Annotated in this window: 11 protein-coding genes; 9 read left to right on the top strand and 2 right to left on the bottom strand. The window is 70.6% G+C overall.

The window, feature by feature from the left end:
* Positions 1–14: 14 nt before the first annotated feature.
* Positions 15–791, top strand: a complete 777-nt coding sequence (locus NR792_RS01935; protein ID WP_375758350.1) for a zinc-dependent metalloprotease — start codon at positions 15–17, stop codon at positions 789–791.
* Positions 792–851: 60 nt separating this feature from the next.
* Here NR792_RS01935 and NR792_RS01940 read toward each other — a convergent pair whose 3' ends face one another.
* Both NR792_RS01940 and NR792_RS01945 read right to left on the bottom strand, forming a co-directional pair.
* Positions 852–2060 (bottom strand): Ig-like domain-containing protein, encoded by a 1209-nt coding sequence (locus tag NR792_RS01940; protein WP_375758351.1) that lies wholly within the window; start codon positions 2058–2060, stop codon positions 852–854.
* Between the two features lie 229 nt (positions 2061–2289).
* Entirely contained in the window at positions 2290–2922 is a 633-nt protein-coding gene (locus tag NR792_RS01945; RefSeq protein ID WP_375758352.1) for a TetR/AcrR family transcriptional regulator, read from the bottom strand.
* 97 nt (positions 2923–3019) lie between these two features.
* Between NR792_RS01945 and NR792_RS01950 the strand changes: the two genes are divergently transcribed.
* From NR792_RS01950 to NR792_RS01985, 8 genes are read left to right on the top strand one after another with little or no spacing between them, the layout of a single operon-like run.
* Positions 3020–4714, top strand: a complete 1695-nt coding sequence (locus tag NR792_RS01950; protein ID WP_375758353.1) for an acyclic terpene utilization AtuA family protein — start codon at positions 3020–3022, stop codon at positions 4712–4714.
* A 36-nt stretch (positions 4715–4750) separates the two neighbouring features.
* Positions 4751–5914 (top strand): acyl-CoA dehydrogenase family protein, encoded by a 1164-nt coding sequence (locus tag NR792_RS01955; protein ID WP_375758354.1) that lies wholly within the window; start codon positions 4751–4753, stop codon positions 5912–5914.
* Positions 5915–5923: 9 nt separating this feature from the next.
* Positions 5924–6802, top strand: coding sequence for an SDR family oxidoreductase (locus NR792_RS01960; RefSeq protein ID WP_375758355.1), 879 nt, complete (start codon positions 5924–5926; stop codon positions 6800–6802).
* A 1-nt stretch (position 6803) separates the two neighbouring features.
* A complete protein-coding gene (locus NR792_RS01965) occupies positions 6804–8420 on the top strand; it encodes an acyl-CoA carboxylase subunit beta (RefSeq protein WP_375758356.1) in 1617 nt (538 codons plus the stop codon).
* Between the two features lie 12 nt (positions 8421–8432).
* Positions 8433–10445, top strand: a complete 2013-nt coding sequence (locus NR792_RS01970) for an acetyl/propionyl/methylcrotonyl-CoA carboxylase subunit alpha (RefSeq protein WP_375758357.1) — start codon at positions 8433–8435, stop codon at positions 10443–10445.
* Positions 10442–11215: an enoyl-CoA hydratase family protein gene (locus tag NR792_RS01975; protein ID WP_375758358.1), complete on the top strand. Its 774-nt coding sequence runs from the start codon at positions 10442–10444 to the stop codon at positions 11213–11215. The genes NR792_RS01970 and NR792_RS01975 overlap by 4 nt, the downstream gene beginning before the upstream one ends.
* 17 nt (positions 11216–11232) lie before the next feature.
* Positions 11233–12843, top strand: coding sequence for an AMP-binding protein (locus NR792_RS01980; RefSeq protein ID WP_375758359.1), 1611 nt, complete (start codon positions 11233–11235; stop codon positions 12841–12843).
* Complete coding sequence (locus tag NR792_RS01985) at positions 12824–13507, top strand: pilin (RefSeq protein WP_375758360.1); 684 nt, start codon at positions 12824–12826, stop codon at positions 13505–13507. Before NR792_RS01980 ends, NR792_RS01985 begins: the two co-directional genes overlap by 20 nt.
* The last annotated feature ends 281 nt before the right edge of the window (positions 13508–13788 follow it).

Here is a 13788-nt window from a genome sequence, read left to right on the forward strand (position 1 = left end):
GAGGGGAGACGACCATGTTCAAGAGAGCGGCAGTGCTCGTGGTGGGCTGGGGTGCGTTGCTGTCCGGCTGCGGGACCGACCTGGAGCAGGAGCACCAGGAGATCGTCTCCAACCTGCTGGAAGCAGGGTTCCAGGCGGGCGACATCCAGGTCTCGGAGGAGGCTGTCCACGTGGGGGGCGACGCCCGGGTGAGCGTCGAGGCCTCACGCGAGATGCTCCAATCCGGCGAGGGCAGCGCGGAGCACTACCGGACGACCAACGTCGTCAGCACGTCCCTCGTGAAGAAGATCTGCATCAACCCCACGTCCACGTTCACCAGCCTCAGCCGCCTGAGCCAGGGGCTGGACATGGCCATCCAGAACTACAACGCCCTGGGGCTCTGCTTCTCCATGGTGCGTGGGCCGGCCACCGGCTGCAACGCGACCATCGTCGCGACGACCATGGCGGGCACGGGCTACAACTCGGGATATCCCTCGGGGGGCAAGCCCTACGGGACCATCACCATCGGCACGGGGTGGAACACCGCGCCGCTCGACACGGTCGAGCACATCCTCACGCACGAGCTGGGTCACGCGCTGGGCATGCGCCACTCGGACTACTACTCCCAGGTCATCAGCTGTGGCACCGGCGGCAGCGAAGGCACGGCGGGCGTGGGGGCCATCCTCATCCCCGGCACGCCCTCCACGTCCTACGTGAACGGATCCATCTTCAACGCCTGCCTTCCGCCGAACCCCACCGGCGAGTTCACCAGCACGGACATCACCGCGCTGAGGTACCTCTACCGCTGCTGAGTCCGGCGAAGCGCGGCCCGGAGATGGTGGAACCCGTCCCGGGCCGACAGGTGCTTCCGCTCAGGGCACGGTGACGGTGATGGGGGCGCTGCGCAGCTCGTTGCCCGCGCGGTCCGTGGCGATGGCGACGAGGGTGTGCGTGCCGGACTTGCCCGTGGTGTCCCACGTCTTCGTGTACGGCGCGGTGGTCGCGAAGGGCGACAGCCGCGCGCCGTCCACCTCGAAGGCGACGTAGGCCATGGCCTGGCTGTCGCCCGCCGTGGCCGCCAGCGTGACGACGCCGCTGACCACCGCGCCGTTGGCCGGCGAGGTGATGGTGGAGATGAACGGCTTCACGTTGTCCACGATGAACGTCCGGGTGTAGACCACGGACGCGTTGCCCGCGGCGTCGGTCGCCTGGAACCCGAGCGTGTACTGGCGGTTGCTCAGGAACTGCGTGTTCCACGAGTAGTAGTAGACGGTGCCGCTGCCGGTGAGGGTCGCCGGAATCACGGACCCGTCCAGGTAGACCCGCGTCAGAGCCATGGGCGCGCCACCCTGCAGGGCCACCGACCACGAGGCGTTGACGGTGCCGCGCACGTAGTTCCCCATGATGGGGGGATTCTGGGGCTGGCTCCCGACGATCAGCGGGGGATTGTTGTCCACCATGACGCTCACCACGCTGGAGGTGCCGCTGTTGCCGGCGGCATCGAAGGCCTGCGCCGTCAGCGAGTGCCACGTCCCCGACTGGTACGGCGTGCTCCAGGAGACGGTGTACGGCGGGGTGGTGGCCGAGCCGATGAGCGTGGTGCCGTCGAAGAAGTCCACGCGGGCGACGCCCACGTCATCCGTGGCGTTCGCGGTGACGGCGACGGTGGAGCGCACGTAGCTGCCCGGAGCCGGCGCGGTGACCTGCGCGGTGGGCGCCTGGGTGTCGGGATCCTCCTCCAGGAGGAGCCGGTCCGCCTGCGCCGTGACGATGAGCTTCAGCGGCCGGCCGTTCGCGTCGAGCGCGTTGAAGGCGGAGGGGCCCTCGACCTCGCTGCCCCGAGCCAGGTCGCGCAGGCGCAGGGGGGCTCGCGTCAGGTCCAGCTTCCCGTCGGCGCGCACCGGCCAGTCCCGGAGCAGCTGGGCCACGCGCTCCCGCGCGGCGGCGCTCTGGAGGCTCGACTCGGGGCCGGACTCCTTCGCGAGCCAGCTCCGCACGAAGTCCTCGGGAGCCTCGGGGCCGCTCAGCCGCGCCACCCGCTGGCTGAAGGTCGCCGCGTCCTCCTGCCGGGTCTCGGACACGGTGGTGTCCGGGTTGCCCGCGACCTCACCACAGCCAGCGGCAGCCAGGGCGCTTGCACCGACGAGCGCGGCAACGAGACTCCGGGTCCCTCTCGAAACGATTCGCATTTGGATTTCCCCTCAGGCGGGCACCCGCGTGGGGTGGGGCGCCCGTGGCGAAAGACATATCAAAATTGCCTTTCGGGGGTTCAGGGTAATTCCCCTTGGAAAGCTTGTTGCCCCAAGCGGATCAGTCGGCTTGCGTCGCGCGCTTGGGTGTGAGCTGTGCTTCGAGCGTCCGTGCCCAGTGGGCGAGCACCTTGCGGCGCCGGGCGGTGTCGTCGTGGAGCAGGTTCGCGAGCGCCAGGCCCCGGAGGAGGTCCAGCGTCGCGCGCACGGCGTCGCGCACGTCGCGGTCGCGCTCATCGAGTCCGAGCAGCTCCACGGTGAGCCGGTGCACCTCGCGTCCCACGTGCGTTTCGAGCGGCAGCAGGAGGGCCTTCAGCTCCGCGTCGGCCCCGGCCGCCACCCACAGGTGCGTCGCGGCGGTGAAGAGCGGGCCGGCGTAGACGTCATGCAGCAGGTTCAAGAGGGGCTCGACGCGCCGCCGGCTCTCCGACAGGCCCTTCGCGCGCCGCACCAGCTCCTCCACCTGCTGGTGGAAGACGTGCTCCACGGCGGCCGCGACCAGGGCCGCGCGCGTCGGGAAGTGGTGCTGGCAGGCGCCGCGCGACACCCCCGCGCGCTCGGCGATGGCGCCCATCGTCGCCCCCGCCCAGCCCTTCTCCACGAGCACTTCGATGGCGGCCGTCATCAGCTTCTGCCGCGTCACCCGGCTGCGCTCCTGCTCCTGCCGTGTCGTTCCGCTCGCCGTGCCGCTCATGGAGCCACACTGTTGCGGCGGGAAGAAAAAAGCAATCGTGATTGCTTTCTTTGGAGGGCGGGGTGCAGACTCGCCGCTCCCAGGCACAGGAGGTGCGATGGACGGGCGATCGCTGCGCATCGGCAATGCATCCGGCTTCTACGGCGACCGCTTCTCCGCGTTCCGGGAGATGCTGGAGGGCGGTCCGCTCGACGTCCTCACCGGCGACTACCTGGCGGAGCTGACCATGCTCATCCTGGGCCGCGACCGGCTGAAGAACCCGGACAGCGGCTACGCCAAGACGTTCCTGCGCCAGCTGGAGGAGACGCTCGGGCTCGCGGTGGAGCGCAAGGTCCGCATCGTCGCGAACGCCGGGGGCCTCAATCCCCAGGGGCTCGCGAACGACCTGCGCGCGCTCGCCACGAAGCTGGGGCTGTCCGTCCACATCGCGCACGTCGAAGGCGATGACCTCGTCGGACGCGCGGACGAGCTCGGCTTCGACCAGCCGCTCACGGCGAACGCGTACCTCGGGGGCTGGGGCATCGCGGCGTGCCTCGACGCGGGCGCGGACATCGTCGTCACGGGGCGCGTGACGGACGCTTCGCTCGTCGTCGGCCCCGCGGCCTCCCACTTCGGCTGGAAGCGCGACGACTGGGACCGCCTCGCGGGCGCCATGGTCGCGGGCCACGTCCTGGAGTGCGGCGCCCAGGCGACCGGCGGCAACTTCGCGCGCTTCAGTGAAATCGACGTGCGCCGCCCCGGCTTCCCGCTCGCGGAGGTCTTCGCCGACGGCTCGAGCATCATCACGAAGCATCCGGGCACCGGGGGCGCCGTCACCGTCGACACGGTGAAGGCCCAGCTCGTCTATGAAATCGGCGGGGCCCGCTATGCCGGCCCGGACGCCACCGCGCGCTTCGACACCATCGTCATTGACGCGGAGGGCACCGACCGGGTGCGCCTGTCGGGCGTGCGCGGCGAGCCGCCCCCTCCGGACGTGAAGGTGTGCCTGAACCGGCTCGGCGGCTTCCGCAACGACGCCCAGTTCGTGCTGGTCGGCCTGGACATCGAGGAGAAGGCCGCGCTCGTGCAGGCGCAGCTGGAGGCGACGCTCAAGCCCCGGCCCGCCGAGGTCCTCTACACGCTCGCGCGCACCGACCACGTCGACGCTCCGAGCGAGGAGCAGGCGTCCGCGACCCTGCGGGTCACCGTGAAGGACGCCGACCCGAAGGTCGCCGGCCGTTCCTTCAACGGCGCCGTGGTGGAGCTCGCGCTGTCCAGCTACCCCGGCTTCTTCCTGCCCGCGCTGCCCGGTGACGCTTCGCCCTTCGGCGTCTACACCGCGGGCTATGTGGACGCGCGGAAGGTGCCGCACGTCGCGGTGCTGCCGGATGGGCGGCGCATCGACGTGTTGCCGCCGGCGGAGACGCGGAGGCTCGAGGCGGTTCCCGCGCCGCCGCTGCCCGCGCCGCTGTTGTCGGGTGTCGCCCGGCGCGTGCCGCTCGGCCAGTTGGCCCTGGCCCGCAGCGGGGACAAGGGCGGGGACGCGAACGTCGGCGTCTGGGTCCGCACCGACGATGCGTGGAGCTGGCTCGTGCATACCCTCACGGAGGAGCGGCTGCGCACGCTCCTTCCGGAGACGCAGGCGCTGAAGGTCCAGCGCCACGTGCTCCCGAACCTGCGCGCCCTGAACTTCGTCATCGAGGGACTGCTCGGTGAGGGCGTCTCGTCGTCCACCCGCTTCGACCAGCAGGCCAAGGCGCTGGGCGAGTGGCTGCGCTCGCGCCACGTCGACGTCCCGGAATCGCTTCTCTAGCGCCTTCGCGCGCTCCCACGGCCCACCGAGGAAGCCATGCAGCAGACCCAGGAACACCGCGCCATCCGCCAGACCGTCCGCAAGTTCGTGGAACAGGAGCTGAACCCGCACGTCGACGCCTGGGAGGCCGCGGAGATCTTCCCGGCCCGGGAGGTGTTCCGGAAGCTGGGCGAGCTCGGGCTGCTCGGCATCACGAAGCCCACGGAGTTCGGCGGGCTGGGGCTCGACGCTTCGTTCTCCGTCGCCTTCGCGGAGGAGCTGGGCCACTGCACCTGCGGCGCGCTGCCCATGGCCATCGGCGTCGTGACCGACATGGCGACTCCGGCGCTCGCCCGCTTCGGCAGCGATGCGCTGAGGCGTGAGTTCCTGGCGCCGACGCTCACGGGCGAGCGCGTCTGCTCCATCGCGGTGAGTGAGCCCGGCGCCGGCTCCGACGTGGCGAGCGTGACGACCACGGCGCGCCGCGACGGCGACGACTACGTCATCGACGGCAGCAAGATGTGGATCACCAACGGCATGCAGGCGGACTGGATCTGCCTGCTCGCCAACACGGGGGAGGGGCCTGCGCACGCGAACAAGTCGCTCATCATCGTGCCCATGGACCGCCCCGGCATCACCCGGTCGAAGATCCGCAAGCTCGGCATGTGGGCGTCGGACACGGCGCAGCTCTTCTTCGACGGCGTGCGTGTCCCCACGCGCTTCCGCATCGGCGACGAGGGGCGCGGCTTCGCCATGCAGATGCAGCAGTTCCAGGAGGAGCGGCTGTTCGTGTCGGCGAGCACGCTCGTCACCTTCGACCGGCTCATCGCCCAGACGGCCGAGTACACGCGGCAGCGCAAGGCCTTTGGCCAGTCCATCCTCGACAATCAGAGCGTGCACTTCCGGCTCGCTGAATTGCAGACGGAGGTCGAGGCGCTCCGGGCGCTCATCTACCGGACCGTCGGCATGTACATCGAGAACAAGGACGACCCGGAGGTCGTGAAGCTGGCCTCGATGTGCAAGCTCAAGTCGGGCCGGCTGGCCCGCGAGCTCGTCGATGGCTGCCTCCAGTACTGGGGCGGCATGGGCTTCACCTGGGACAACCCCGTCGCCCGCGCCTACCGCGACCTGCGCCTGGGCTCCATCGGTGGCGGCGCCGACGAGGTGATGCTCGGAATCATCAGCAAGGCCATGGGCACGCTGCCCCGCAAGGCCCGCTAGGAGAACACGATGGGATACCGTTCAGTCTTCGCTCCGGATGCGTTCGCGGACCGCACCATCATCGTCACCGGCGCTGGCAGCGGCATCGGCCGGTGCACCGCGCACGAGCTCGCGTCGCTCGGCGCGCACGTCGTCCTCGTGGGCCGCAAGCAGGAGAAGCTCGCGAAGGTCGCCGGGGAGCTGGCCGCCGAGGGCCATGCCTCCACGCAGCACGCCGTGGACATCCGTGACGAGGCGGCGGTGACCGCCATGGTCGCCGCCGTCGTCAAGGAGCGCGGCCGCATCCACGGGCTCGTGAACAACGCGGGCGGGCAGTTCCCGTCGCCGCTGTCGGCCATCTCCAAGAAGGGCTTCGAGGCGGTCGTCGCGACGAACCTCACCGGCGGCTTCCTGGTCGCGCGCGAGGTGTTCAACCAGTCCATGACCGACCACGGCGGCGCCATCGTGAACATGCTCGCGGATGCCTGGAACGGCATGCCGGGCATGGGGCACTCGGGCGCGGCCCGCGCCGGCATGTTCAACCTCACGCAGACGGCCGCCGTCGAGTGGGCCTTCGCCGGGGTCCGCGTGAACGCCGTCGCGCCGGGCTGGGTCGCCTCCAGCGGCCTGGACACCTACGAGGACCCCTTCGTCCGCGAGATGATCCCCCTGCTGCGCAAGCAGGTGCCCCTGCACCGGCTGGCCACGGAGGCGGAGGTCAGCGGCGCCATCGTCTTCCTGCTCTCCGACGTGGCGGCGTTCATCAGCGGCGAGGTCATCCGCATCGACGGAGCCGCGTCCTGCAACACGAAGGCGTTCCCGCTGTCGGAGCACTCGAACTCGAAGCCGTACGAAGGGTTCCACCTGGCCCAGGGGCCCGCCATCCTCGACGGCCCGAAGGAGAAGTGACGTGCCCACGCTCGTCTCCCAAGTCGAACCGGCCTCCGCCGCCTTCACGACGCAGCGCAAGGAGATGCTTGCCCGCGTCGCCGAGCTGCGCGCCATCGAGCAGAAGTCGCGCGACACCGAGCAGCTGGCCCGCGAGAAGTTCAAGCAGCGCGGGCAGCTCCTGCCACGGGAGCGCCTGGCGCTGCTGCTCGACCGGGGCTCGCCCTTCCTCGAGCTCTCCACGCTCTGCGGCTACAAGCACCACGACGACAGCGACGGCTCGCTGGCGGGTGGGAACACCCTCATCGGCATTGGCTTCGTGTCCGGCGTGCGCTGCCTGGTGTTCGTGAGCAACTCCGCCGTGAAGGGCGGCACCGCGACGCCGTGGGGTGTCCAGAAGGCCCTGCGCGCGCAGGAGATCGCGCTGGAGAACCGGCTGCCCGTCGTGTCGCTCGTGGAGAGCGGCGGCGCGAACCTGCTCTACCAGCAGGAGATCTTCATCCCGGGCGGGGAGACCTTCTACAACCAGGCGAAGCTGTCCGCGGCCGGCATCCCCCAGGTCACCGTCGTCCACGGCTCGAGCACGGCGGGCGGCGCGTACATCCCGGGCCTGTCCGACCACGTCGTGATGGTGCGCGGCAAGGCGAAGGTGTTCCTCGCCGGCCCGCCGCTGCTGCTCGCGGCCACGGGCGAGGTCGCCACGGACGAGGACCTGGGCGGCGCGGAGATGCACACCACCGTGGCCGGCACCTCGGACCACCTCGCGGAGGACGACGCCGACGGCATCCGCATCGCGCGGGAGATCGTCGCGTCGCTCGGGTGGAACGACGCGCTGCCTCGGCCCGCGCGCCCCGGCTTCGAGCCGCCGCGCTACGCGGCGGAGGAGCTGTGTGGCGTCGTGCCCATCGACCACCGGAAGCCCTACGACTGCCGCGAGGTGATTGCCCGGCTCGTGGACGGCTCGGACTTCTCCCCCTTCAAGGACGACTACGACGCGCTCACCGTCTGCGGCTGGGCGCGCATCGAGGGCCGGGCGGTCGGCATCATCGGCAACAACGGGCCCATCACGGCGAAGGGCGCGACGAAGGCGGGACAGTTCATCCAGCTCTGCTGCCAGGCGCGGACGCCCATCGTCTACCTGCAGAACACCACCGGTTACATGGTGGGCACCCAGTCCGAGCAGGGCGGCATCGTGAAGCACGGCGCGAAGATGCTGCAGGCCGTGGCGAACGCGACCGTGCCGCAGATGACCCTTCTGCTGGGCGGTGCCTTCGGGGCCGGCAACTACGGCATGTGCGGCCGTGCGTTCCACCCGCGCTTCATCTTCGCCTGGCCCAACGCGCGCACCGCGGTGATGGGCGGCGAGCAGGCGGCGAAGGTGCTGACCATCGTCGCCACGGAGAAGGCCCGGCGCGCGGGGCTGCCGCCCGACCAGGAGTTCCTGGATGGGATGGCCAAGCCGCTCATCGAGCAGTTCGACCAGGAGTCGGATGCCTTCCACTGCAGCGCGCGGCTGTTCGACGACGGTGTCATCGACCCCCGGGACACGCGGCGGGTGCTCGGGTTCATCCTGGCCACGTGCGACGAGGCTTCGCGCCGCACGCTGTCGCCCAACTCCTTCGGCGTCGCCCGGCTGTAGGCGAGGGGAATCATGAAACGCATCCACAAGGTGCTGGTGGCGAACCGGGGTGAGATCGCCGTGCGCGTGCTGCGGACGTGCCGCCGGCTCGGCCTGCGCACGGTCGCCGTCTTCTCCGACGCGGACCGGGAGGCCCCCCACGTGCGGCTCGCCGACGAGGCGATGCACCTGGGGCCGGCGCCCGCGAGGGAGTCCTACCTCTCCATCGAGCGGGTCCTCGCCGCGGCGAAGGCCTCCGGGGCGGACGCCATCCATCCCGGGTACGGCTTCCTCTCCGAGAACGAGGACTTCGCGCGTGCGTGCGCGGAGGCCGGCTTCGTGTTCGTCGGGCCGCCGGCGGAAGCCATCGAGCTGATGGGGAACAAGCGGCAGGCGAAGCTGCGCATGCAGGCCGCCGACGTGCCGTGCATCCCCGGCTATGAGGCGGCCCGTCCCGGTGAGTCGCTCGAGGACGAGGCCCTGGTCCGCGAGGGCCAGCGCATCGGGTTCCCCATCATGGTGAAGGCCGCGGCGGGCGGCGGTGGCCGCGGCATGCGCCTGGTCCGCGACCCGGGCGCGCTGCTGGACGCCATCCGCTCCGCGCGCTCGGAGGCGACGAACGCTTTCGGCAGCGGCGAGCTCATCCTGGAGCGCGCCATCGAAGGCGCGCGCCACGTGGAGGTGCAGGTCTTCGCGGACGAACATGGCAACGCTGTGCACCTGGGGGAGCGCGACTGCTCCATCCAGCGGCGGCACCAGAAGGTGATTGAAGAGAGCCCGTCCCCGGCCGTCACGCCCGAGCTGCGCGAGCGCATGGGCGCCGTGGCGGTGCAGGCCGTCCGCGCCATCGGGTATCGCGGCGCGGGCACCATCGAGTTCCTCCTGGCCCCGAATGGCGACTTCTTCTTCATGGAGATGAACACGCGCCTGCAGGTGGAGCACCCGGTGACGGAGCTCGTCACCGGGCTCGACCTGGTGGAATGGCAGCTGCGCGTCGCCGACGGCGAGCCGCTTCCGTTGACGCAGGCGGAGGTCACCTTCCGTGGGCACGCCATCGAGGCGCGCCTGTGCGCGGAGGATCCGGCCAGGGGCTTCCTCCCGCAGGCGGGGCGGCTGCTCGCGTGGGTGCCGCCGGAAGGCGAGGGCATCCGCGTGGACCACGGCGTGCGTGAGGGGCAGGACATCACGCCGTTCTACGACTCCATGCAGGCGAAGCTCATCGCGCATGGGCCGGACCGCGAGACGGCGCGCGAGCGGCTGGCCGCGGCGCTGCGCGAGCTGACGGTGTTCGGCGTCACGACGAACAGCACCTTCATCCAGCACGTCCTCGGGCACGAGGCGTTCCGCTCCGGCCGTTACGACACGGGCTTCGTCGGCGCGCACACGCCGCCGGAGACGCTGCAAGCGCTGGGGCAGGCCTCCACGGAGGACCAGGCCATCCTGGCCGCCGTGCTCTTCCATGACGACGCGGTGGCGCTGGCCCGCAAGGGCGGGTTCGACGCGGCGCTGACGGGCTGGAGCAGCTCCTACGCCCTGCCGGTGCCGGTCGTCCTGCATGACGGGACCGCGGAGCTCCGCGCTTCGGTCCGCCCCGTCTCGCCGGAGGCGTACGACGTCCGCATCGGGGACACGCGGGTCTCGCTCTCCCTGCGCGGGCTGGGCGCCGAGCGCGTGGAGGTCGAAATGGCGGGGAGGCGCCGCGCGGTCCGCTACCGCCGCGCGGGAGGCACGTTGTGGTGCTCGCTGGACGGCATCACGCGCAGCTTGCGCGACGTCTCCTTCCGGCTGCCCTCCGAACGCGAGCGGGCCAGCGACGGCCGCCTGCGCGCGCCCATGGATGGACGTATCATCCGGGTGAGCACCCAGGTGGGTGCGACGGTGAAGCGGGGCGACGTGCTGGTGGTGCTCGAGGCGATGAAGATGGAGTCGTCCCTCATCGCTCCCACGGATGGTGTCGTCACCGCGGTGAACGTCACGGTCGGGGCGCAGGTGCCGGCACGGCACGTCGTCGCGGTCGTCTCCCCTGAAGCGAAGGAGGCAGCATGAGTGAAGCACCGCTCGTCCGTTACGAGGTGTCTCGCGGCGTCGCGACCCTCACGCTCGACTCGCCCCGCAACCGCAACGCGCTGTCGCGGGCGCTCGTCACGCAGCTGCTGGAGCGGCTGCACGCCGTGGGGGCGGACCCCTCGGTGCGCGCGGTCGTCCTGGCGGCCACGGGGCCCGCGTTCTGCGCCGGTGCGGACCTCTCGGAGATGGCGGACGGAGGCGCCGCGAAGGCACCGGCCGTGCTGCTCGACGTGCTGCGCACCCTCGTGACGCTGCCCCAGCCGGTCGTCGCGAAGGTCGCGGGGCAGGTGAGGGCGGGGGGCATCGGCATCGTGGGCGCGTGCGACGTGGCGGTCGTCGCGGAGTCCGTGAAGTTCGCCTTCACGGAGGCGCGCATCGGCGTCACGCCCGCGGTCATCTCCCTCACCACGCTGCCGCACCTGACCCGCCGGGCGGCGAGCCGCTACTTCCTCACCGGTGAGGCGTTCGACGCCGCCGAGGCCGCGCGCATCGGGCTCATCACGTCCGCGGTGCCGGACGCGTCGCTGGAGGGCGCCGTCGAGCAGATCCTGGAGACCTTCCGGGTGTCGTCACCGCAAGGCCTTCGCGAGACGAAGCAGCTGGTGGCCGCCGGGCTGCGCGCGCGCCTGGACGCCGGGGGCGCGGACATGGTCGCGCTCTCCGGACGGCTGTTCGCCTCAGAAGAGGCCCAGGAGGGCATGCTTGCCTTCCTGGAGCGCCGTCCCCCCGCGTGGGCCACACCCAAGTAGACGAAAAGGAGCACACGATGTCCGCGACCCAGGAAGCGCAGTTCCCGCGCATCAGCCGAGTCTCGCTGGGAGACATCGTCCACCGGTCGGCACTGCGCTGGCCGGAGCGGACGGCGCTCGTCGACGGTGACCTCGAGTTCACCTACGCGGAGCTCGACCGGCGCTCGAACGCGTTCGCGCACTACCTGCTCGCGCAGGGCCTTCCCCAGGGCGCGCGCATCGCGATGCTCTGCGGCAACTCGGCGCAGATGGTCACTGCGTTCATCGGCATCTACAAGGCCGGGCTCGTCTGGGTGCCCATCAACACCGGCCTCGCCGTGGAGGCCGTCCGGTACATCCTCGAGCACGCCGAAGCCACGCACGTCGTCATCGACGCGGAGTTCCTGGCGAAGCCCGGGCTGCGGGCGATGCTCGACGCGCTGGGCACCCGCCTCATCGTCTGCGTTCCGGAGGGCCAGGCGTCACCGGGCGGGGACATGGCCGCGTTCCCGGACACGCTGAAGGGACAGCACGGCACCCTGCCGGAGGTGGGCATCGAGAGCGGCCAGCTCGCGCAGATCATGTACACCAGCGGCACCACCGGCCAGCAGAAGGGCGTCATGCACTCGCACGCGTCGGTGCACGCGGCGCTGAGTGGCAACCTCTTCGAGCTGGAGATGCGGCCGGGCGACTCCACCCTCTGCGTGCTCCCGATGTTCCACTGCGCGCAGCACGCCATCGTGATGACGTTCCTGCTGGCCGGGGCGGCCATCGTCGTGCGGCGTGTCTTCGACCCGGCCGCGATGCTCGCGACCATCGAGCGGCGCGGCATCACGTTCCTGCTGGGCCTGCCGGTGATGTACGGCGCGATGCTGGCGCACCCGGCGCGGCCGGCGACGAAGCTGTCCAGCCTGCGCATGTGCCTCTACGTGATGGCCCCCATGGCCCGCACGCTGCTCGTGGAGCTCATCGAGCACTTCTGCCCGGGAGGCTTCGCGCTCGCGTCCGGGCAGACGGAGATGTACCCGGCGACGACCATGTTCAAGCCGGAGCAGCAGCTCAAGCGGTTCGGCTCGTACTGGGGAGACTCGGTCGTGACGAACGAGACGGCCATCATGGACGATGACGGCCGGCTGCTCGGACGCGGCGAGGTGGGAGAGATCGTCCATCGCGGGCCGAACGTGATGCTCGGCTACTACAAGGACCCGGAGGCGACCGCGCGGGCGCGCGCCTTCGGCTGGCACCACACCGGCGACCTGGGCATGTTCGACGCCGACGGCCAGCTCCTCTTCGTGGACCGCAAGAAGGACATGATCAAGACGGGCGGAGAGAACGTCCCGTCCATCAAGGTGGAGGAGGTCCTCCTGCGCCACCCCGCCGTGCTCCAGGTCGCGGTGGTGGGGCTGCCGCACTCGCGCTGGACGGAGGCGGTGACGGGCTTCGTCGTGCTCAAGCCCGGCGCGTCCGCGACGGAGGCGGAGATCAACGCCCACTGCCGCCAGCACCTGGGAGGGTTCGAGGTGCCGAAGGCCATCGTCCTGCTCCCGGCCATGCCGCAGACGAGCACGGGCAAGGCGCAGAAATTCGTGCTCCGGCAGCAGTACGCGCGGCACTACGATGCGGGACGTGATGACCTCGATACCCCCTGAGTCCGCCCCGCCGAAGAAGACCGCCCTGCCTGGAGTCGCACTGGGCTTTGCCATCGCAAGCCTGTGCGTGGGCTGTCTGTGGCCGGTGGGCATCCTGCTCTCCGTCTTCGCGATGATGAAGACGGGCAAGCCGGAGTATGCCGGCCGCAGGGGGCTCGCCACGGCGGCGCTCATCGTGTCGTGCCTGGGCTTCTTCTTCATTGGCATCCAGGCCGCCATCGTCATTCCCAACTTCATCAAGTTCCAGGCGCGCTCGAAGCAGGCGGAGTGCAAGGCCAACCTGCAGTCGGTCTTCCTGTCGGCGAGGACGCGGATGCTGGAAGAGCAGCCCCTGGACGACTTCCAGGCGCTGGGCTTCGAGCCCGGGCCGCGCAATCGCTATGCGTACGTGCTGGCGATGCCGGAGGCCGTCATCCCCGTGGCCGGAAGCTTCCCGGCGCTCGACCCGGAGGAGATCCAGACGGCGCTCGCCAGGGCGGAGGTGGAGCCCGGCGTGCAGGGGCAATGTCCTGACTGCGCCCTGACGGTCGCGTGCGTGGGCAACGTGGACAACGACGCCACGCTGGACGTGTGGAGCATCTCCACCGCCAACCGCACGGACGCCAACAACGAGGCCATCGCTCCCGGAGAGGCCTTCCACCACGTGGACGACATCAATCAGTGAGCGGTCCCGGGGGCGGGTAGTCATTCGGGTTTGTGAGGCCTTTCCAGGATGACGCAGCTCACCCGGCGGCTGTCGTGCCCGGGGCCCCTGCGCGTTTCCGGCCGGACGTGATAGTTATTGCCGGAGTGGGGGCCGAGGGGGGCGAAACCCGACTCGTGGCGTGGGACGGAGTGACGGAGTGGCCCTGACGGACCTGCTGGCGCTGCCGGGAGCGCCTGCCTCCAACAACATCGTCCGGATCCGGCTCTAGCCCCGGACTGCGCTGCTTCGAAAGCCTTTCA

The organism is Corallococcus exercitus (assembly GCF_042231735.1).
In the GTDB taxonomy this organism is placed as follows: domain Bacteria; phylum Myxococcota; class Myxococcia; order Myxococcales; family Myxococcaceae; genus Corallococcus; species Corallococcus exercitus_B.

Excerpts from the sequence above, each read along its gene's own strand:
- NR792_RS01935 (WP_375758350.1), top strand. The coding sequence starts at position 15 with ATGTTCAAGAGAGCGGCAGTGCTCGTGGTGGGCTGGGGTGCGTTGCTG.
- NR792_RS01945 (WP_375758352.1), bottom strand. The coding sequence starts at position 2,922 with ATGAGCGGCACGGCGAGCGGAACGACACGGCAGGAGCAGGAGCGCAGC.
- NR792_RS01950 (WP_375758353.1), top strand. The coding sequence starts at position 3,020 with ATGGACGGGCGATCGCTGCGCATCGGCAATGCATCCGGCTTCTACGGC.
- NR792_RS01955 (WP_375758354.1), top strand. The coding sequence starts at position 4,751 with ATGCAGCAGACCCAGGAACACCGCGCCATCCGCCAGACCGTCCGCAAG.
- NR792_RS01960 (WP_375758355.1), top strand. The coding sequence starts at position 5,924 with ATGGGATACCGTTCAGTCTTCGCTCCGGATGCGTTCGCGGACCGCACC.
- NR792_RS01970 (WP_375758357.1), top strand. The coding sequence starts at position 8,433 with ATGAAACGCATCCACAAGGTGCTGGTGGCGAACCGGGGTGAGATCGCC.
- NR792_RS01975 (WP_375758358.1), top strand. The coding sequence starts at position 10,442 with ATGAGTGAAGCACCGCTCGTCCGTTACGAGGTGTCTCGCGGCGTCGCG.
- NR792_RS01980 (WP_375758359.1), top strand. The coding sequence starts at position 11,233 with ATGTCCGCGACCCAGGAAGCGCAGTTCCCGCGCATCAGCCGAGTCTCG.
- NR792_RS01985 (WP_375758360.1), top strand. The coding sequence starts at position 12,824 with ATGACCTCGATACCCCCTGAGTCCGCCCCGCCGAAGAAGACCGCCCTG.